This window comes from Bradyrhizobium sp. WU425 (genome assembly GCF_021052305.1).
GTDB lineage: Bacteria > Pseudomonadota > Alphaproteobacteria > Rhizobiales > Xanthobacteraceae > Bradyrhizobium > Bradyrhizobium canariense_D.
The window spans coordinates 6,226,346-6,246,137 of sequence record NZ_CP088089.1 but is presented as its reverse complement, the minus strand read 5'-3'; the positions used below and the strand labels follow the sequence as shown (position 1 = coordinate 6,246,137).

Sequence of the window (19,792 nt, the reverse complement as noted above, 5' to 3'; positions counted from 1 at the left end):
ACCTTGCGGGCGGGCCGGGGTCATCCCTACCTCATGCTCGCCGGCCCGCAACGCCTCCAGCGGCTACGGCCGGCCTCGGGAGACGGCCATGAATTATCTTCGTACCGCAATGCTGCTCGCAGGCCTCACCGCCCTGTTCATGGGCGTCGGCTATCTGATCGGCGGTGCCGGCGGCGCCATGATTGCGCTCGTCATTGCCGCGGCGACCAATCTCTTCACCTATTGGAACTCCGACCGGATGGTGCTGTCCATGTATGGCGCCCATGAGGTCGACCGCAGCAGCGCACCGGAGCTGGTCGGGCTCGTGGCCGAGCTAGCGGCCCGCGCCGGCTTGCCGATGCCGCGCGTGTTCCTGATGGAGGAGCCGCAGCCCAACGCGTTTGCCACCGGGCGCAATCCCGAGAATGCCGCGGTTGCGGTCACCACCGGGTTGATGCACCAGCTCAGCCGCGAGGAGCTTGCGGGCGTGATCGCGCACGAGCTCGCTCATATCAAGCACCACGACACGCTGCTGATGACTGTGACCGCGACCATTGCCGGTGCGATCTCGATGCTGGCGCAGTTCGGCATGTTCTTCGGCGGCAACCGCGACAACAACGGCCCGGGCATCGTCGGCTCGATCCTGATGATGATCCTCGCCCCGATCGGCGCCATGCTGGTGCAGATGGCGATCAGCCGCACCCGTGAATACGCCGCGGACAATCTCGGCGCACGCATCGCCGGTCAGCCGATGTGGCTGGCATCGGCGCTGGTGAAGATCGAAGGCGCGGCGCATCAGGTCCCGAATTTCGAGGCGGAACGAAATCCAGCCACCGCGCACATGTTCATCATCAATCCGCTGTCGGGCCACGGCGTGGACAATCTGTTTGCCACCCATCCCTCGACGCAGAATCGCATCGCGGCGCTTCAGGAGCTCGCAGCCGAGCTCGGTGCGCAGGCGTCGCCGTCGGTCGGCGCCAATGAGAACTATCCGCCGCGGAGCCCGTGGGGCCGCTCCTCCTCGCGCGGGCCTTGGGGCTGACGCAGCAGCGGCTCTAATTTGCGCGCTTTGTGACCTGTCGCACACAGGACGGTCCCGGCCGGTGTTAACACCCTGCCGTGACAGTTCCTGCGAAAGGGGATGCGTGGCCGGCCCTCTGCCTGCCACCGTCGAAGATGACCAAAGCTGCAGTACCATTGTTGATCGTCGTGGGCGTGCTGATTGGCCTGTCCACGCACACCGTCGTCAATTGCGGAGACGAGGACGAGCCCGACATCTGTTCGGCGGTGATCGGCTTCTCGCCGCTGCGCGGCTCGCTGATCGCGTTCGCCTATGAGGGGCGCGGACGGATCGCGCTGCGCCACGGCGACTGGCGGCGGGCGATCGCGGATTTCGACGAGGCCATCCATCTCAATCCCAACCGTGCCTCGCTCTATCGCGATCGGGCGTTGGCGCGCCGGCAGAACGGTGACCTCGAACTTGCCATCGAGGATTACGACGAGGCGATCGCGCATGATCCCAGGCACGCCGCGCCCTACCACCAGCGCGGTCTCGCGCTCGCGGCCGCCGGCGATCTCGATCGCGCGATCCTGAGCTACAACACCGCGGTCCGCCTCGACCCCTCCGATGCGCAGCCTCGGCTCGATCGCGGCCTCGCCTTCCTGGCGCGTGGCCAGGCGAATGAAGCGCGCGCCGATTTCGAAGCCGCGCTGGCGCTGCCCGCCGGCAAGGATGCCCGCACCCGCGATGCGGCACGCGCAAAACTCGCTGACCTCGCGAGTGCCGAGCCGACCCGGCTCGCCGCGCCAGGGCGGTAGAGATATCTAGAGCTGCGTGCGCCGCTGCAACCCTCTCCCCTTGTGGGAGAGGGTGGCTCGCCGCGAAGCGGCGAGACGGGTGAGGGGTATCTCTCCGCGCGTGAGTCTGCTGCAGTTGAATTCGCGGAAACAACCCCTCATCCGGCGCTTCACGCCACCTTCTCCCACAAGGGGAGAAGGAAGAAAGTGCGCTCCTACTTCTTGGTTTTGGCCTTCTTCGCCTTCTTCACCGGCTTTTCCGTGGGCGCCTTCTTCTCCACCTTCACCGCGACCGGCGTGCTGGCGGCGATCCGCATCGACCGCGCGTAGCTGTCGGCGACGTTGTCGGCGGACATCTGCAGGCGCTTGGCGGCGGCAACGGCCTGCTCCATGGTGGCCTTGGCCATCATCTTGAAGCGGTCGCCGGTCTCCTTGCCCTTGGCCTTGGCCGCAAGGCCGTTGAATCGATCCCGGCGCTCCTTGGCGCGGGTCATCAGGCCCGTATGCAGCTGTCTGGCCAGTTGCCGGATCACGACATCCAGGTCGGCGTCCGCCATGTTGTTCTATCCTCTTCGAAAACGGTATCGATGCGGGCGGGACTATGCAGATCGGGCCCCACCTTGGCAATTCCCGGCCGCGCGTCATCCGCAGCTTCCGGTGACCAAAACAAAAAAGCCGCGCTGTGCGCGCGGCTCTCTGCCTTGGTTTTGCGCTGTCTGTTTTACTTCAGCGAGGCGACCGGGCCGCTCGCAGCTGCCGGATCGGGGTCGAAGCCGAACACCCCCACCAGATACTTGTAATAGTCCGGCAACTTCTCCTTGAGCGCCTCGCGCGACTTCGGGTCGTGGAATTCGCTCTTCCCGGCCAGGAAGATGCTGGCGGTCACCGCAAAGAATTCCATGTGATTCTTCAGCGCATAGGATTCCTTGGGCAGGAGATCCTTGGACTTGGCGTAGGCGTAATAGCCGATCACGCCTTTGTTGGCGTAGCCGTCCGGCAACAGCCGCGCATGGTAGGCGTGCAGGAGCTCGTGCAGCAGCACCGCTTCCTTTTCGTAACGCATCATATCCGGCCGCAGCATGATCACGCCGAGGCCGGAATCGACCGCGAGGTCGACGGCGTTCGGATTGCTCCAGCGCTGCTTGTTGGGGTCCCAGACCGTCAGCGTGCGGGGAGCGGTGCGCTGGATGTCAGGCGTGACCCGGCCGTAGCACGCGGTCGCGGCGCCTTCGTCGAGGCAGGCCAGCTCGCTGGCGATGATCGGGACGGTGCGGAAGAAGCGCAGCACGCGCGGCGAGAGGCCGGCAGCCTCGACCACGTCGATCTGGCTCTTCACATTGTCGGTGAGCTTGTCGACATCCTTGCGGTCGGAATTCTCCGACAGGTCGAACATGTAGCCGCGGTAGCTCTGGAAGCCCGGCGGTAACGCCTGCGCTGCGCCGGAGGACGGATCCAGCGGTCCGGCATGGGATGGATTGGCAAAGAGCGCGCCGACAATGGTCGCGGTCAGCAGCAACGCAATGCGCATGATGAACCCCCTGATGTCACTTCACGCGGCAGAATAAGCCGCCGTTGTTTGCGAAAAGTGAGTGGGGCGAGACTAAGGCAGCGATGTTGAGGCGTGCTTAATCGATCGTTGCGGATCGCGGAACTGAATTAGCGCCGAGTTAACCAAGCGTGGATTGCCCGCGCGCTTCGGCGTAGCATGCGGTCCGGGCACCAAGCCCTCAAACCAGATAGCCGGAAGCGAGGATGCCATGTATGCCGCCATCCGTCAGGCCAAGGCAAAAAGCGGGAGCGCCGAAGAGCTGGCGCGCCGTATCAAGGAAGGCGCCGTTCCGATCATCAGCGACGTCGACGGCTTCCGCGCCTATTACGTCGTCTATGCCGGTGACGACACGGTCACGGCGATTTCGATCTTCGACAAATTCGAGCAGGCGGAGGAGGCGAACAGGCGTGCGATCGCCTGGATCGAGAAGGATCTGGGCGCGCTGCTTGCAGGCGACGCCCGCGCCGCCGCCGGGCCGGTGATCGTGCATACGCTGGCGTAGGGATTGGGTGCAGCCGCACATTCAACTGTCATCGCCCGGCTTGACCGGGCGTCCAGTACTCCGAGACGGCAGGGATTGAACCGATAGGCGCGGCGTACTGGATGCCCCGCCTTCGCGGGGCATGACAACGGTGTGCTTTACAGCTCCCTCGCATTCGAGAATGCAAAGCTCGACACCCGCCGCGTCGTCTCGTCCAGGATCAGGGTGCGCGTGATCGGCGGCTCGGCGCGCTGGGCGCAGTTTTCGCGCTCGCAGAGACGGCAGTTGACGCCGATCGGCGTGCCCTCCGTTTTCTCCAGATCGATGCCGGCAGCGTAGACGAGGCGCGCGGCGTGACGGATCTCGCAGCCGAGGCCAATGGCGAAGCGCGGCTGTGGCAGCGGGTGCGGCGCGACGGGGCGGCGCACCATCTGCGCGATCGAGAAATAGCGCGTACCGTCCGGCAGCTCGATCACCTGCTTCAGCAGGCGGTCAGGCGTGTCGAAGGTCGAGTGCACGTTCCACAACGGACACGTGCCGCCGAATTTCGAGAACGGGAACGTGCCCGACGAAAATCGCTTCGAGACATTGCCTGCATTGTCGACGCGCAAGAGGAAGAACGGGATGCCGCGCGCGTTCGGCCGCTGCAGGGTGGTGAGCCGATGGCAGACCTGCTCGAAGCCGGAATTGAAGCGCTGCGCCAGCAGATGGATGTCGTAGTTCAACGCTTCTGCCGCGGCCAGGAAGGCCGGGTAGGGCATCATCACCGCGGCCGCAAAGTAGTTGCCGAGCGTGATCCGGAATAGGCGGCGCGGTGTGTCGTCGAGCGCGCCGGCGCGGCCGATGATGGTCTCCAGATGCTGCGCGCATTCAACGAGGCCGAGCTGAAAGGCGAGCTGGAACGCGCGGCCGGGCGGGTCGACCAGTTCGGAGATCAGGAGCTGGCGCCGATGGCGGTCGAAGCGCCTCAGCGTCTCGCGCATCACGTCCACCGGCATGATGCGGGTCTGGATCGAATGCTTTTCGCGCAGCCGTGCCGCCAGTGCCGCATAAAGCTCTTCGGCCGGCACGTTCAGTCCGTCGCGCAGAGTCTCCGCGGCCTGCTCGAGTTCCGGAAAGTAGTTGCGGTTGGCCTCGATCAGCTCGCGGACGCGCTCGACCGGATTGGCCTCATAGCGGGTGCCGACGTCGCGGTCGGCCATTTGCGCCGCGGCCAGCGTCTCGCCCTGGCGGGCCTCGGTATAGGCGGCATAGAGCCGTTGCAGCGCATGGGTGACGCCGGGGCAAAGCTCGGCCAGATCGCGCAGTTCCTGCTTGGGAACGTCGATCTGGCGGAACAGCGGGTCGGAGAAGATCTCGTTGAGTTCGGCGAAGAAGCGGTCCTCGTCGGCGGTCGCGAGGTCGCGCAGGTCGAGGTCGTAGGTTTCGGCCAGCCGTAGCAGGATCTGCGCAGTCACCGGACGCTGGTTGCGCTCGATCAAGTTGACATAGCTCGGCGAGATCCCGAGCCCCTCGGCGATCTGAGTCTGCGACAGCCCCAATTGCTGCCGGATCCGCCGGAAGCGCGGGCCGACGAAGAGCTTCTTACCGGATCCGGCGGGCATTCTAGGTCTCCAAAGTCGTAAGGCAGTCTTACTGACCTATATTCTTTACAAGTTTTACAAAGTGACATTTATACAATCACCTATGTTACATGACATCACCATTCAAATACAAGACTCCTATACGAGCTAGGCTTTCTCGCGTTTAGCTTCTGACACGCATCTCGCAATGCATTGTCAAGAATGTCGATGGCGGTGCCATCGTCGTGAAAGGATCAGGCACATGAATTACCAGCCCCGCGGCATCAGCACCTTCCAGGCCCCTGCCTCGTATCAGAGTGAGGTCGAGGCGGCCCGGTCGCTCCTGGAGACCCAGCCGACCTGGAACGGGGTGTCGGCCGAGGCCGTCGCCCGCATGCGCCTGCAGAATCGCTTCAAGACCGGCCTCGACGTCGCTCGCTACACCGCGGCGCTGATGCGGGCCGACATGGCCGCCTACGACGGCGACCCCACCAAGTACACGCAGTCGTTGGGCTGCTGGCACGGCTTCATCGCCCAGCAGAAGCTGATCTCGGTCAAGAAGCACTTTGGCAAGACCGATCGCACCTATCTGTACCTGTCCGGCTGGATGATCGCGGCGCTGCGCTCCGAGTTCGGCCCGCTGCCGGACCAGTCGATGCACGAGAAGACCTCGGTGCCGGCGCTGATCGAAGAGCTCTACACCTTCCTGCGTCAGGCCGATTCGCGCGAGCTGAACGATATCTTCCGCAACCTCGATAAGGCCCGCAAGGAAGGCGACAAGACCAGAGAGAAGGAGCTGATCGAGAAGATCGATAACTTCCAGACCCATGTCGTGCCCGTCATCGCCGACATCGACGCCGGCTTCGGCAATGCGGAGGCCACCTATCTGCTCGCCAAGAAGATGATCGAGGCGGGTGCCTGCGCGCTCCAGATCGAGAACCAGGTCTCGGACGAAAAGCAGTGCGGCCACCAGGACGGCAAGGTCACCGTGCCGCACGAGGTGTTCCTGGCCAAGATCCGGGCCTGCCGCCACGCCTTCCTCGAACTCGGCGTCGAAGACGGCATCGTCGTGACCCGCACCGACTCGCTCGGTGCCGGCCTGACCCAGCAGATCGCGGTCAGCCACAAGCCCGGCGACCTCGGCGACCAGTACAACAGCTTCCTGGATTGCGAGGAAGTGACCGCGGAGAACGCCCGCAACGGCGACGTCATCATCAACCGCAACGGCAAGATGATGCGTCCGAAGCGCCTGCCCTCCAATCTCTATCAGTTCCGCCCGGGCACCGGCGAAGACCGCTGCGTGCTGGATTGCATCACCTCGCTGCAGAACGGCGCCGACCTGCTCTGGATCGAAACCGAGAAGCCGCATATCGAGCAGATCGCCAAGATGGTCGACCGGATCCGCAAGGTGGTTCCGAACGCGAAGCTGGCCTACAACAACTCGCCCTCGTTCAACTGGACCCTCAACTTCCGTTGGCAGGTCTACGACGCCATGAAGGAAGCCGGGAAGGACGTCAGCAAGTACAATCGTGCCGAGCTGATGAAGCCGGAATACGACGATACGCCGCTGGGGAAGGAAGCCGACGAGCGCATCCGTACCTTCCAGGCGGATTCGGCCAAGCGTGCCGGCATCTTCCACCACCTGATCACGTTGCCGACCTATCACACGGCGGCGCTATCGACGGACAATCTGGCGAAGGAATATTTCGGCGACCAGGGAATGCTCGGCTATGTCAAGAACGTCCAGCGCGCCGAGATCCGTCAGGGTATCGCCTGCGCCAAGCATCAGAACATGGCCGGCTCCGACATCGGCGACGACCACAAGGAATACTTCGCCGGCGAGGCTGCCCTGAAGGCGGGCGGTGCCCACAACACGATGAACCAGTTCGGCTAACGCATCACGCTAATCGACAGGAGACTGACAATGACCAACAGCAATTTCTGGGTGATCGGCGGCGAGTTCGGTTCGATGAACTTCCACAAGCTCGTGGAAGGTTCGGCCCAGGTGCAGGGTCCGTTCAAGACCCGCAAGGAGGCCGAGGACGCCTGGCGCTCGGTCTCGGAAGAGAACCGCCACAAGGCGGGCGTCCGCTTCTCGATCGTGGAAGAGCCGTCGCGGGTCTCGGCGTGACAATCTGAACTTGCATGCCAATCTGAATAAGAAGACGTCCAAGGACGGAGGGTCCCATCCGGCGCAAGCCGGGTGGGACCGTCTGTTTTTGGCACAGGTGAAAGATTTGTGGGCGTCGTAAGTCACTGGAATTGTAGGCCCTTTGCGGACACTTTGGTTGCTGATAGGTTAATCCCGCCAAGTGAGGACGAGGCCGCCAATGTCAGAGCCCGAGACCAGCGGGATCCATCCCGGCCAGCCGCGCCCGGTGCGGCTGCGTGATGCGTTGTTGCGAGCGCGAATCGAGGCCGCCGACCGGACCGGCGTCGTCGTCGATTTGCGCGATGCCGAGGTGGCGCGGCTCGAGATCCTCAACGATTCGCTCGATCCCCTGTTCGCACAGGTGCCCGATCAGATCGACCTGTTCGACCGTGGCATCAGCCAGGGCGACACGCCCAGGCTCTGGATCGACGTCGTCGCGCATATCTTGATGGGGCGTGACAAGCGAATGTACCGCTTCGTGCAGGACACCCGCTTCGGCCGCATCGTGCTCGCCGAATCGCACGACACCGCTGTCATCGTCGAGGCCGTGACTGATTATGTCGCCCGCCGCATGATCGAACGCGAGCATGCGATGGTGGTCCCGCCCGAGCCGAAGCCCGAGCTAGCGCCGCCGCGGCGCCGCTCGCGCGTGTGGCCGTTCGTGTTCGGATTTGTGCTCGGCGCCGCCGCGCTGTTCGGTGTTGCCGTGCTCGCGGCGCTGCGGAGCTGGTGAGACGTTCGCCGTCGTCATTGCGAGCAATGACGGGCGGCCTCAAATCAATCTCACATGCTTGATCTGTCCGATCTGAAGTCCAGCCCCCAGGCTCCGCACCGTCTGCTCGCAACGCCAGCCGGTGTTGTCCTTCTCGATCGTGAACAGATTGTAGGCTGCAGCGGGACTGCGGCCGTGCGCGAGCGCGGAGGCCGACGGCACGCCGAGCGCCGGAATATTGCCGTTGGGTCCCTCGAACCACATCGTCGAATGAATGTGGTCGTGTCCATGCAGGATCAACTCGACGCCGTGGCGTTTCAAAAGCGTCAGCAGCCCGGCGGAGTCAGTCATGCGCTTGTGGCGCGCGCCGGACTTCAGGGGATGATGCACCAGCAGCACGCGAAAGACGTCCTCGGTTGCGAGCCGCTCGAGCACCTCTTCGAGCGCCGCGAGCTGTTCGCGTCCGAGCGCGCCTGTCGCCATCAACGGCAAGGTGGGCACCGCCGTGGACAGGCTGATCAGTGCGAGCGGCCCGCGCCGGCGCAGGCTCGGAAAGCCGATACGGCCATCGTCGCCCGCAAGATAGGGCGCGAAGGTTTCGCCGAAGCGATGAAAGGTAGCGCGGACATAAGCGTCGTGATTGCCGGGAATCGTGGTGACGCGGTCGGGCGGACCGACGCCGTCGAGCCAGGCGCGCGCCGGCGCGAACTCCGCCTCCAGCGCCAGATTGACGAGATCGCCTGTGACCGCGATGTGGTCGGGACCTTGCGCCTTCACGTCGGCGACAAGGGCGTCGAGCACCTCGCGGCGCTGGTATTTGTGACGGTTGCGCGTCCAGTTGACATAGCCGAACGCGCGCTTGCCGGCGAGCTCGATCAGCCGCGGCTTCGGCAGCGGCGGCAGATGCGGGTCGGACAGATGGGCGAGCGTGAAGGGAGCCATGGGGGGCGATTGCCTCGCTATTCGTCCGCTGTAATGGCAAGGTCGCAGGCTAGGTGCAAGCGGGGCATCAAGGGAGCCCGATGGGGGAACGTCTGAACAGCGTCCGACGGAAATTCGAGCCGCTGCTGCGGCGAATCTTCCACGCCTATTTCCTGCTGGTCCGCGGGATGACGCTCGGCGTCCGCGCCGTGGTGGTGGATGCCGACACCAGGGTGTTCCTGGTCAGGCACAGCTACGTCACGGGCTGGTATCTGCCCGGCGGCGGCGTCGATCTCGGCGAGACCATGGAGCACGCGATGCGCCGCGAGCTCAAGGAGGAGGGGGATATCGATCTCACCGGCGACGCCGTGCTGCACGGCATCTTCCTCAACAGCCACGTCTCCCGCCGCGACCATGTCGCGGTCTACGTCGTCAGGCAGTTCAAGCAGGATCGCCTGCCCGCGCCCAACCGCGAGATCGCGGAGTGCGGATTCTTCGCGGTCACTGCGCTGCCCGAGGGGACCACGCCGGGCACGCGGTTGCGGATCGCCGAAGTCCTGCACGACAGGCCGCGGATTGCGACGTGGCGATGATGGCTGCCCGTGCTAGTAGATCGCCGCGCCTGCGGTGTCGGCGCATGGACGAGGGATGAAGATTGTCTGAATCGACGACGTCATGGCCATTTCGGGTCGCCGTGCTGGTGCCCTGCTACAATGAGGAAACCGCCGTCGCGACGGTCGTCGCCGATTTCCGCAAGGCCCTGCCTGCGGCCGAGGTCTACGTGTACGACAACAATTCGACCGACCGTACCGCGGCGGTCGCGCGCGAGGCGGGAGCGATCGTGCGCAGCGAACGGCGCCAGGGCAAAGGCCACGTCGTTCGCCGCATGTTCGCAGACATCGAAGCCGACATCTACGTGCTCGTCGATGGCGATGCGACCTACGACGCGCCGAGCGCGTCGCGCATGATCGACCAGCTCCTCGACGAGCATCTGGATATGGTTGTCGGCCTGCGTGTCGATCAATCGCAAGCGGCCTACCGGCGCGGTCATCGCATCGGCAATCGGCTGTTCACCGGTTTCCTGGCATCGACTTTCGGCCACACCTTCAAGGACATCTTGTCCGGTTACCGCGTGTTCTCCCGCCGCTTCGTCAAATCCTTTCCCGTCCTGTCCGGCGGTTTCGAGATCGAGACCGAGTTCGCGGTCTATGCGCTGGAATTGTCGCTGCCGGTCGCCGAGGTCGGGACGCCCTATTATGCGCGCCCGGAAGGCTCCTTCTCCAAGCTCAATACCTGGCAGGATGGGTTGCGCATCTTCAACACGATGCTGAAGCTCAACCGGTTGGAGCGGCCGCTGCGCTTCTTTTCGGCGATCGGCATCCTCTTCGCGCTGCTGTCGATCGCTTTCGGATTGCCCGTGGTGATCACCTTCCTCGAAACCGGCCTGGTACCGCGCCTGCCGACCGCCGTCCTCTCCATGGGTCTGATGATCATGGCGCTGCTTTCGGCTTCGTCGGGGCTCGTGCTCGACACCGTGACGCGCGGGCGGCGGGAAATGAAGATGCTCGCCTACCTGTCCCAACCACCGCTCGGGCGGAGCTGAAATTGCCCCGGGGGCCGGGCGCAATCGTATGGACCGCTGCCCTCCAAGGTGATATCCCGCCGACGCGATGAACGATCTTTCCCTCACCATCCGGTCGGAAGCCGTCGGCGATGCTCAGGCGATCGAGCGGCTGCACGAACGCACCTTCGGACCGGGCCGCTTCGTGCTCAGCGCGTACCGCATCCGCGAGCACGTGGACCATGTGCTCGATCTATCCTTCACCGCCCGCGTCGGTACGTTGCTGGTCGGATCCGTCCGGCAATTGCCGATTTGCGTCGGCGACACGCCGGCGTTGCTGCTCGGGCCCCTGACGGTCGAGCCTCCGTTCCGCAGCCGCGGCGTCGGCAGGCTGCTGCTCGAGCGCGCGCTGAAGGATGCCAAGGCGCAGGGCCATCGCCTGGTGCTGCTGGTCGGCGACGAACCCTATTACAGCCGCGTCGGCTTCAAGCAAGTCCCCAAGGGACGCGTCACCATGCCGGGCCCGGTCGATTACAGCCGGCTCCTCGTCATCGAGCTGGTCGAGGGCGCGTTCGAAGGCGTATCGGGGCCGGTCGGTCCCGACTGGAGCAAGACGCGAACCTGACGCGCCCTCGCTTCGAAGCTCACATGAAGGTAGGGCAGTGCCGGTCGATCAGCAATATTACCGGGAAGTGGCGTCCGGGAGCACGGCGGAAAAGCTGCTGATCGCGGCGCGCGACCGCATCTACCAGGATTTCATCGCCCAGATGCAGCCGTGCGCGGCGGACGAGATCCTGGATGTCGGCGTGTCCGACGTGATCAACGACGGCGCCAACGTGCTGGAGCGAAGCTACCCGCATCAGCACAAGATCACGGCCTGCGGGCTCGGCGAAGGTATCGGATTCAAGGCGGCTTTTCCGCTTTGCCGTTACGTGCAGATTGAACCGAATACACGGCTGCCGTTTGACGACAATGCGTTCGACGTCGCGACGTCCAATGCCGTGCTCGAGCATGCCGGCAGCCATGAAAACCAAGTGCTCCTGGTCGAGGAGCTTGGCCGCGTCGCGCGGCGGGTCTTCATCACGGTGCCCAACAGGTTCTTTCCGGTCGAGCACCACACGGCCATCCCGCTGGCGCACTATCTGGACGGCACCTTCAGGATCGCCTGCATGATCGCCGGCAAGTCGGAATGGACCGACGAGCAGAATCTGATCCTGATGACGCGAAAACGGCTGCTGGGGCTCGCCGCGCTGGTTGCCGAGTCTGCGAGTGCCAAGTCGTCCAACCCCATGTCCGCGGCTGTGGGCTACACCGGTTTGTCGCTCGGCCCGCTATCGTCCAATCTCTATCTTGCATTCCGCTGAAGCAGCGCCTCCCGCCCCAGCATGATCCCGATGAAGAAGATCCACACCAGCAAAGCCTCCTTCGTCGTGTTGTTTCTCGCGGTGCTGGTCGGCCATTTCTGGACCATGATGCGATGGAACGAGGCGCGCGGCGTCTATGACGACATCTGCTACCTGCGGCAGGCGCATCTGTTCCAGAGATTCGGGCTGGTGGAGGGATTCGACACCAGCCTCACCCGCGACGACGATGGCTATCAGAAAGCAAAGCTGAAGGAGATCGGCTACCCCGACTGGAACGATACGACCGCGGCGCCATGTCACAATCTGATGCCGGCCACGGGGAAGGTCGTCATTCAATACCCGCCGGGCGTCGGCCTCGTGTTGGCGTTGTTTCCGCCAGGGCACCAGGTCGCGCCCATGTACATGCTGGCGACCATTGTCGTCCTGGGCTTTGCGCTGTTTGCGCTTTCTCTCGCGCGCAGCATGAGGTTGGTCCTGATGGCCGGGACGTTCGGCTGTCTTGCGATCTACCTGATGGTCAATCCGGTCAAGGCGAGCTATTCGATGGCCCCGACGGTCGTCGTGTGCGCGCTCGTAGGATGTCTCACGGCGCGATGGCTGGCGGGCCCGCGATCTCAACCGAATATCTGGCTGCTGGCGCCAATCGGTTTCCTGCTCGGATTGACCGTCGACTTTCGATTGGCCAACCTTTTCCTGGCGTCGGGCTATGGTCTCTTTCTCCTCGTCGCGTTTCTTGCGAAGCGGACGATGTCCCGGTTCTTGCAGGGGCTTGTGTTCGGCGTCGCGTTGCTGGCCGGCGTGATCCCGACCATCGTCTCTTACGCCGTCAACGCCGGCAGTCCGTTCGCATCGACCTACGGCAACAATCCCGATGTCAGGCCACTGGATTTTTCGTTCGCGGTGGTCCGGGACTATCTGGCCGATCCGCTCCAGACCTTGCTGATCGTCATCGGAATCGCAGGCTCGAACTGGCTGTTGCGGCAGGCGAACGGCATTCGCCGCGTCGCGCTGCTCACGATCGCCAATCTGGCGCTCAACCTCGCCTTCTTCTTCACCTATCCGATCGCGACACCGTACTACACGATCCCTATTTCTCTCCTGACATTATGGACCCTGCTGTTTGCCGTGCTGTTTCAGGAGGCATCAGAGGGGGCCCCCGAAGCGGCCGCCTCAGCCACAGCACGATGAAGTCCGGCTAGCAATCGCGCTTTCAGAACTTGAAGTTCGCGAACGCCCGTACCCCGATGCCGGGCATCAACACCTCGTCCTTGGTGTAGGACACCGAGTTGCGGATGTTTTCGTTCAACAGATTGTTGCCGACGAGGCCGAGCAGCATCTCGCGCGCGCCGAATGCATTCGGGTTGAGCTTGGTCTTGTAGCTCACCTCGGCCTTCAAGAGATTGTAGCCCGGTGTCGGCGTCTCCGCGATCACCGCGACGTTGTTCTGAGCGAAGGCGTGCAACAGATTAACGCGCATCAGCCAGTTGTCGTCGCGCCAGAACACGCCGCCGCCCAGTCTCACCGGCGGAATGCGTGGCACGTTGGTGCCGTCGGTGAAGGTGGCACGGACCACGTCGAACTGGTTCTCGATGCCCCAGATGCCGCCCTGGAACGCGCCGACATCGAGCTGCGACTGAAATTCGCCACCGCGGAAGTTCGCGTCCCGCTGCGAATAGACCGCCTGGTTCACCTCGGCGCCGGGCGTGCCGCACGAGGCAAAGTCGTCGTCGCACATCACGCCGGTGAGACGGCGATAGATGAAGTTGTTGAAATGCGTGTAGTAGACCGTCGCCTCGAAGCGGAACGGCCCCGTTGCCTTGCGCAGGCCGACCTCCACGGATTTCGCGGTCTCGATGGTGAGGTTGGGGTTGCCGATGTCGAAGGTCGCGGTCGCATCATGTGCGCCGCGCGAGAACAGCTCGGCGGCCTTCGGCGCGCGCTCGACATATTGCGCGGTGATGCTGCCAACCATGCCGCCTGGCAGGTCCTGCAACAGGCCGATGCTGCCGCTCTTCGGCGTGAAGGACGGATTACGGCCGATGCCCGCCTGCGGCGTGCCGTCGGGCAGGAAGTCCGCGGGAAAATCCGGCGTCGTCCCGTGCAGCTCGACATGCTCGATGCGGCCGGCGATCTGCGCCCGCGTCGCGTCCGTGAACTTGAACTCGTTGAACGCGTAACCGGCAACGCGCGTGCTGTTGTTCGGGTCCCACAGGCCGTTGAACAGCGTGCCCGGATTGTCCGGGCTCGGCGCGCTCAATTCCTGATGGCCGACCTGGAAGCCCAGCGCCGTCGTCACCTCGGCGAAGCGCGCGTTGAACGGCATCAGCTGCACCTCGGTGCGGATCTCCTGCTCCTTGTTGGTGAAGGTCTGCCGCACGCCGTCCGTGTTGGAATCGGCGGGATCGGCAAGCCCGATCTCGTTGTGCCGGTAATCGGTCGCGCCGGCCCAGAAGCGAACGACGTCGATCGCCGTAGCGTCGGGATGGTACTCGCCCTTGACGTTGATCTTGGTCTGATGGGCGTCGATCCGCGTGTTGTGGTCGGCGCCGTCGATGCCGGGGATGTGGTACAGGGAGTCGTTCTGCGTGATCGCCGCGCCGATATAGCCGCCCTGGAAAAAGTAGGAGCCGCCGATCGAGGCGCCGTCTGAGCGCGTCGCCGAGTTGGGCTGGCGTCCGTTGGCGACGGGCCGGGTCTGGTCGGCGAGGTACGGGTAGCTCGGGATGCTGTAGTCGGTGGTGTTGCGCCCGTAGACGTCGGCATGGAAGGCAAAATTGCCGCCGCCCGTGTCGAGCAGCACGCCGCTTTCGACGCCGCGGTCAACCGAACTGAACGCGCTGCGCGTCTCGGCGGTGACGCAAGGCGAAGTCGCGGCCGCTGCGAGCGGTGCCTTCGTCGGCATGCCGTAGGTCTGGAACGACGGAGCGCAGGTCGGCAGCGCGTCGGGAATCCGGTTGTTGGTGGCGCTGACGACGCCGCCGATCGAGGTCGAGCCATAGCGCAGCGCAGCCGGCCCGCGTACCACCTCGACCTGGTTGGTCGCGAGCGGATCAATTGGAACGAAGTGATCCTCGCCGAGATCGGAGGCGCCGCCGGCATTGGTGCCGTTCTCGACGATGCCGACGCGGTTGACGTCAAGTCCCCGGATGATCGGCCGGCTGGAGGCGCCGGGCGCGAAGCTCGATCCGGTGATGCCGGGTTTCGAGAACAGGAGGTCGCCGAGCTGGCCGCCGCCCTCGCGGCGGATCTCTTCGTTCGGCACCACCGTGACCGTCGCGAACTGGTTGGTCACGATGGGCAGCACGCCCTGCTGAGGTGCGGCCGGCGTGGAGGTTGCCGGCGTGGCGTCCGCAGCGCGTTGGTGGCTGCGTGCCCGCGCGGTTCGGGTGGGACGACCGGGGTTGCGGGTCGGCACCACCGCCCTGCGCACGATGGGGCTCGGAGCCGTCACGGTGACGGCGGGGATCTCGGTCGATGACTTATCCTCGGCCAGCGCCGAGGTGGCGGCGCCGAGCAGGAGCAGGCTTGCTCCGCCAAGGCGCTGCGCGCGCCGCAATTTGAATGACATGGTCCTGATTCCAGTCAGGCGCCGTCCGCATGTTCGTCTGCTGATCGGAGGCGGCCTGCCGTCGCTGCGCGACGGAATTCGACTTCAGCTGCTCCCGGGAATGCGCCTGAAAGCGGCGAGCCCGGGCGTGATCAAGCGTTGTGGAAGTCAGGACGCGGGAGGGGCGCGGGGCTGGAATGCCGTACCGGCCGATTTCAGGTGGACGAATTCGGCGTCGGTGGTGCGGTAGAGCAGGTCGATCGCCTGCGGCAGCAGCAACACAGGCGGCGCCGCGAACAAGACGGTGCCCGCCATCGCGACCAATGCGCAGATCGCGCAATTGTCCTCGCCCGGTTGCTCCCTGTCGGGAGCCAATGGCGATTGCCTCTCGACCGCGGAACGGTCGATCGAAGCGGGAGCTTGGGCGCCGTCGGTCTGCTGCAGCGAGGACTGGGCGAGGGGAGCCGCCTGGGCGAACCAATGGCTGTGGCCGAACGTCAGCGCGAACTGCACCAGCATCGCGAAGATCGCGAGCCGGGCGCCGTGCCTGATATTCGACCGGAACCACTTCATCTGGAAACGCCACCCCACATCGCGAGGTATCATCCCCTGATCCCGCGATGTTATAATGTAACATCGCGCAATCCGTCAGCGGATGTCAACCGCTGTCGAGCCGACCCGAGCGGGCCGGCTCCTTGCCGTGTCGTGCAGGCAACTGAAAGCCTAGGCTGAGGACCTGTCAAACGGCTTACGCGGACGGCGATTGGACTCAGTGTCAGCGCGAGCAGGTGGCATCAGAGCTTTTTGCTCCGGAGCCAGGTGCGGATGGCCTCGATGTGTTCTGCCTTGCGCTCCAGCGGCAGCCAATGCCCTGCGGGCATGCTCGTTACGGTCAGGTCCGGGCAGGTGGCGCGCATCGGGTCACCTTGGCGATTTCCGGTGATGCTGCAGATCTGATCAAAGTCGCCGTTAACGAACAGCACCGGCTGCGACAGGCGGCCGCCATTGAGTGCCTTGCGCGCATAGGCGATGTTGGCGTCGTCGTTCATGTACCACGCGCAGGATGGGCGGAAGCCATGAGCCTTGAACGTCTGCACCAGCACGTCGAAGTCCGCCGGCGGCCAGAGAGCCGAATCGGGCTCAGTCGGCGGAGCGCGGTGCGCGGCGCCAAAGCGCCCTCCATTGCGCGTGACCATCGCATTCGGCGAAACCTTGCCGATGCCGGCGGGGTCGCCTGGCCGAAAGATCGACGCCAGCGATGCTGCCAAGTCTGCATCGAGGTCGGCGACTGCCGCCTCGAAGTGCGTGTTGTAGTAACGGTAGTAATCCCATTGGCCATCCGGATATTGGTCGACCGGATAAATCGTCCGGTCGACCAGCGGGACGACTGTGCGCAGGGCGTGCCCGTCGGGTTGATATGCCAGCGAGGTCAGCACGACTCCGCGGCTGCGCTTTGGCTGATGCGCGACCAACTCACCGACCACAACACAGCCCCAGTCGTGGCCAACCCAGATCGCAGGCTTGCCGCCCAGGTGATCATGGAGTTCGGCCATGTCCGTCACGATTTCCTCGATGGTATAGGCGTCGTTGGCTGCAGGCGTGGAAGAGCCGCCGTAGCCGCGCAGATCGGGAGCGACGCAGTGCCAACCGTCGGCGGCAAACGCTTCCATCTGCGCGCGCCACATCAAACTGATGCTCGGCCAGCCATGGACGAAAATCATCAACGGTCTGTCGACCGGCCCGCACTCGATGTAGCGCGTTGTCTGACGAGGCGAGCTGAACGTGCGCTGGTCGAGCGATAGTTCGGCTTCAGAACTGATCGGTTGAAGTCGGTCTGTCATGGTCGAGTAACTCCGCTTCTCACTGAGCGCTCGCGCGGTTTGGGTGCTGCGAAGGCTCCGTCGAGAACTGCTCTTGTCCGCGGGGAGCGATGCCTGGACAGGGACGCGCCTGCCCAGCGCCGAGGAAGAACCGGCCCCAGATTTCACAACGCGCTACATTCGACCGAGTTCGGGGGCGAAGGTGCTATGGAGCTTCCGGCGAAGAAGGGAGGATGGGGATTTTATCTGACTAAGGGGAAGCGAACGGAGGCGAGTAAGCCGCCTACCGCCCTTCGCGCAGCCAGGTCGCGGCGAATGCTCCGAGCAGCAGCAGCAACCCGATCACGCCAGCGAAGATCGGCAGCACGCCGACGCCCTTCACCACGCTGGCGTCGCGCATCCGCACGCCCATCCAGCCGTCGCCATGGAAGACGCTCGCCGAGCGGACCGGCAGGATGCGCGGCAGCTCGACGCTGGCGCCGTCGACCACGCGCACGGCGTCACCGCCGGTCGCCTGGGTCAGCGGCTTCAACGTCTCGGTGGTGGAGGTGACTTCCGAAAACTCCTTCGGATTGGTCGGGCCGACATTGATCAGCGCCTTCAGCGTGCCGTCGGTGGCCTGCCACAGGCCGAGCTCGCTCGCCGGCAGGCTGGCGCGCCATTCGCCGGGATCGCCCGCTGCAAGCGTCAGGTCGCGCGACACGCCCGACGGCGAGGTCACACTCACCGGCTGGACGCTGTCCGCCATGGTCTGGCGCACCACCACGAGATTCTTGCCCTGCACCTGCAGGCGCAACGCTTCCTCGTCCAGATCAGGTTGCTTCATCAGCCAGTGCGACATCCGCCGCAACAGATCGAGATGCGGGCCGCCACCTTCATAGCCGCGCGCCCACAGCCAGATGTGGTCGGAGAGCAGCAGTGCGACGCGGCCCTCGCCGAAACGCGACAGGAACAGCAGCGGCTTGCCGTCGACGCCCGTCATGACCGGCGGGTTGACCGCATTGCGGGTATCGACGGTGCGGAAGAACCGGCTCCAGCGCGGCGGCTCGGAGGCGGAGCCCTCGAGGCCACGCGTGACGGGATGGCGTTTGCCGACGTCGGACAGATGGGCGTAGAACGGTTTTTCCGTCACCCCGACCGGTTCGGCCGGCAGCACCGAATCCAGCGGCGTGCGCCAGATGCTGGTGTTGGACGCGTAGTCGGGGCCGGCCGAGACCAGCACCGCGCCGCCGGAACGCACGTAGCGTGCGATGTTGTCGAAATAGGCGATCGGCAGCACGCCTTGGCGGGCATAGCGGTCAAAGATGATCAGCTGGAATTCGTTGATCTTCTGCTGGAACAGCTCGCGGGTCGGAAACGCGATCAGCGACAATTCATTGATCGGTGTGCCGTCCTGCTTCTCCGGCGGCCGCAGAATGGTGAAGTGGACGAGATCGACGCTGGCATCGGACTTGAGCAGATTGCGCCAGGTGCGCTCGCCGGAATGCGGCTCGCCTGAGACCAGCAGCACGCGCAGCTTGTCGCGCACACCGTCGATGGCGACGACGGCGCGGTTGTTCACCGGCGTCAATTCCCGCTCGAGCGGCGAGGCCTCGATCTCGACGATGTTCGGCCCGGAATGCTTGATGTCGACGTCGACGCTTGCGGCCTGGCCGCTCGAAAGCGTGCGCTCGTTGATGACCTCGCCGTCCCTGCGGACGGTGACCTTGGCGCGCTCGCCGCTGACGCCCTGGTCGTCGAGGCGGTAGGTGATGGTCTGGGGCTGCCCGACGATGCCGAAGCGCGGCGCGGCGATGACCGCAATACGGCGGTCGCGCTCGTCCTTCTGCCCCGTGATCAGCGCGTGCACCGGCGCCTGGAAGCCGAGCCCGGCGGCGTTGGCCGGAATGTCGTGGACGCGGCCGTCGGTGATCAGGAACGCACCGGCGACGCGGTCGACCGGCACGTCCGACAAGGCCGAGGCCAGCGCCCCGAACAGCTTGGTGCCGTCGGTCTCGCCGTCAGCCTGTCCGGCATCGACGACGCGGACCTCGAGCCCCTTGATCTTCTTCAGGCTGTCGACCAGCGCTTCCTGCGCCGTCGCAGCCTCGCGATTGCGGTTGCCGAAATTCTGGCTCGGGCTCTTGTCGACGACGATTGCGGCGACCGAGGTGAGGGGATCGCGGTCCTCGCGGGTAAAGGAGGGATTGGCGAGCGCCAGCAGGAACAGCGCCAGCGCGGCCACGCGCACGGCAGCGCCGCGCGCCCGCGCCAGCAGCAGCACGAGCGCGATGACGACGATCGCGGCCAGCGCGAGCCACAGCACGATCGTGGGAACAAGCGGCGTGAATGCGATGCCGTAATTCAT

19 protein-coding genes are annotated in these 19,792 nt (G+C 64.7%); 11 read left to right on the top strand and 8 right to left on the bottom strand.

Features of this window, described 5'->3' with window-relative positions:
* The first annotated feature begins 88 nt into the window (after window positions 1-88).
* Both htpX and BcanWU425_RS30220 read left to right on the top strand, forming a co-directional pair.
* Window positions 89-1,021 (top strand): zinc metalloprotease HtpX, encoded by a 933-nt coding sequence (gene htpX, locus BcanWU425_RS30225; protein WP_204513819.1) that lies wholly within the window; start codon window positions 89-91, stop codon window positions 1,019-1,021.
* Between the two features lie 134 nt (window positions 1,022-1,155).
* On the top strand, window positions 1,156-1,797 hold the full coding sequence (locus BcanWU425_RS30220; RefSeq protein ID WP_204513820.1) for a tetratricopeptide repeat protein: 642 nt from the start codon (window positions 1,156-1,158) through the stop codon (window positions 1,795-1,797).
* Between the two features lie 194 nt (window positions 1,798-1,991).
* On the opposite strand, the gene BcanWU425_RS30215 is transcribed toward BcanWU425_RS30220, so the two are convergent.
* Window positions 1,992-2,333 carry a hypothetical protein gene (locus tag BcanWU425_RS30215; protein ID WP_204513821.1) on the bottom strand — a complete coding sequence of 114 codons (342 nt, stop codon included), beginning with the start codon at window positions 2,331-2,333 and terminating at the stop codon, window positions 1,992-1,994.
* A gap of 164 nt (window positions 2,334-2,497) precedes the next feature.
* Window positions 2,498-3,304 (bottom strand): hypothetical protein, encoded by an 807-nt coding sequence (locus BcanWU425_RS30210; RefSeq protein WP_018454970.1) that lies wholly within the window; start codon window positions 3,302-3,304, stop codon window positions 2,498-2,500.
* A 229-nt stretch (window positions 3,305-3,533) separates the two neighbouring features.
* On the opposite strand from BcanWU425_RS30210, the gene BcanWU425_RS30205 reads away from it, so the two are divergent.
* Window positions 3,534-3,827, top strand: coding sequence for an antibiotic biosynthesis monooxygenase (locus BcanWU425_RS30205; RefSeq protein ID WP_007607017.1), 294 nt, complete (start codon window positions 3,534-3,536; stop codon window positions 3,825-3,827).
* A 137-nt stretch (window positions 3,828-3,964) separates the two neighbouring features.
* Here the strand turns inward: BcanWU425_RS30205 and BcanWU425_RS30200 are convergent, their stop codons facing one another.
* Window positions 3,965-5,410: a helix-turn-helix domain-containing protein gene (locus tag BcanWU425_RS30200; protein WP_018454969.1), complete on the bottom strand. Its 1,446-nt coding sequence runs from the start codon at window positions 5,408-5,410 to the stop codon at window positions 3,965-3,967.
* Between the two features lie 220 nt (window positions 5,411-5,630).
* Here BcanWU425_RS30200 and BcanWU425_RS30195 point away from each other — a divergent pair, with 220 nt between their 5' ends.
* The 3 genes from BcanWU425_RS30195 to BcanWU425_RS30185 all read left to right on the top strand — a co-directional run bounded on the left by BcanWU425_RS30195 (window position 5,631) and on the right by BcanWU425_RS30185 (window position 8,253).
* A complete protein-coding gene (locus tag BcanWU425_RS30195) occupies window positions 5,631-7,262 on the top strand; it encodes an isocitrate lyase (protein ID WP_018454968.1) in 1,632 nt (543 codons plus the stop codon).
* 30 nt (window positions 7,263-7,292) lie between these two features.
* Window positions 7,293-7,499 carry a DUF4170 domain-containing protein gene (locus BcanWU425_RS30190; RefSeq protein WP_007595122.1) on the top strand — a complete coding sequence of 69 codons (207 nt, stop codon included), beginning with the start codon at window positions 7,293-7,295 and terminating at the stop codon, window positions 7,497-7,499.
* A gap of 199 nt (window positions 7,500-7,698) precedes the next feature.
* Window positions 7,699-8,253: a hypothetical protein gene (locus BcanWU425_RS30185; RefSeq protein ID WP_204513822.1), complete on the top strand. Its 555-nt coding sequence runs from the start codon at window positions 7,699-7,701 to the stop codon at window positions 8,251-8,253.
* A 39-nt stretch (window positions 8,254-8,292) separates the two neighbouring features.
* Here BcanWU425_RS30185 and BcanWU425_RS30180 read toward each other — a convergent pair whose 3' ends face one another.
* Window positions 8,293-9,174, bottom strand: coding sequence for a metallophosphoesterase family protein (locus tag BcanWU425_RS30180; protein WP_204513823.1), 882 nt, complete (start codon window positions 9,172-9,174; stop codon window positions 8,293-8,295).
* Window positions 9,175-9,254: 80 nt separating this feature from the next.
* Between BcanWU425_RS30180 and BcanWU425_RS30175 the strand changes: the two genes are divergently transcribed.
* The 5 genes from BcanWU425_RS30175 to BcanWU425_RS30155 all read left to right on the top strand — a co-directional run bounded on the left by BcanWU425_RS30175 (window position 9,255) and on the right by BcanWU425_RS30155 (window position 13,266).
* Window positions 9,255-9,746 (top strand): NUDIX domain-containing protein, encoded by a 492-nt coding sequence (locus BcanWU425_RS30175; protein ID WP_085352656.1) that lies wholly within the window; start codon window positions 9,255-9,257, stop codon window positions 9,744-9,746.
* A gap of 62 nt (window positions 9,747-9,808) precedes the next feature.
* Complete coding sequence (locus BcanWU425_RS30170) at window positions 9,809-10,756, top strand: glycosyltransferase family 2 protein (RefSeq protein ID WP_204513824.1); 948 nt, start codon at window positions 9,809-9,811, stop codon at window positions 10,754-10,756.
* A 67-nt stretch (window positions 10,757-10,823) separates the two neighbouring features.
* The gene (locus BcanWU425_RS30165) at window positions 10,824-11,339 is read left to right on the top strand and encodes a GNAT family N-acetyltransferase (protein WP_018454963.1); all 516 of its coding nucleotides are present in this window, start codon (window positions 10,824-10,826) and stop codon (window positions 11,337-11,339) included.
* A 37-nt stretch (window positions 11,340-11,376) separates the two neighbouring features.
* Window positions 11,377-12,078, top strand: a complete 702-nt coding sequence (locus BcanWU425_RS30160) for a methyltransferase domain-containing protein (RefSeq protein ID WP_085361317.1) — start codon at window positions 11,377-11,379, stop codon at window positions 12,076-12,078.
* Between the two features lie 30 nt (window positions 12,079-12,108).
* Window positions 12,109-13,266 carry a hypothetical protein gene (locus BcanWU425_RS30155; RefSeq protein WP_231188815.1) on the top strand — a complete coding sequence of 386 codons (1,158 nt, stop codon included), beginning with the start codon at window positions 12,109-12,111 and terminating at the stop codon, window positions 13,264-13,266.
* Between the two features lie 22 nt (window positions 13,267-13,288).
* Here BcanWU425_RS30155 and BcanWU425_RS30150 read toward each other — a convergent pair whose 3' ends face one another.
* The 4 genes from BcanWU425_RS30150 to BcanWU425_RS30135 all read right to left on the bottom strand — a co-directional run bounded on the left by BcanWU425_RS30150 (window position 13,289) and on the right by BcanWU425_RS30135 (window position 19,792).
* Complete coding sequence (locus tag BcanWU425_RS30150) at window positions 13,289-15,646, bottom strand: TonB-dependent receptor (protein WP_204513826.1); 2,358 nt, start codon at window positions 15,644-15,646, stop codon at window positions 13,289-13,291.
* Between the two features lie 147 nt (window positions 15,647-15,793).
* The gene (locus BcanWU425_RS30145; RefSeq protein WP_018454959.1) at window positions 15,794-16,198 is read right to left on the bottom strand and encodes a DUF2946 family protein; all 405 of its coding nucleotides are present in this window, start codon (window positions 16,196-16,198) and stop codon (window positions 15,794-15,796) included.
* 221 nt (window positions 16,199-16,419) lie between these two features.
* Window positions 16,420-17,466 (bottom strand): alpha/beta fold hydrolase, encoded by a 1,047-nt coding sequence (locus BcanWU425_RS30140; protein ID WP_204513827.1) that lies wholly within the window; start codon window positions 17,464-17,466, stop codon window positions 16,420-16,422.
* Window positions 17,467-17,728: 262 nt separating this feature from the next.
* Complete coding sequence (locus BcanWU425_RS30135; RefSeq protein WP_085361318.1) at window positions 17,729-19,792, bottom strand: hypothetical protein; 2,064 nt, start codon at window positions 19,790-19,792, stop codon at window positions 17,729-17,731.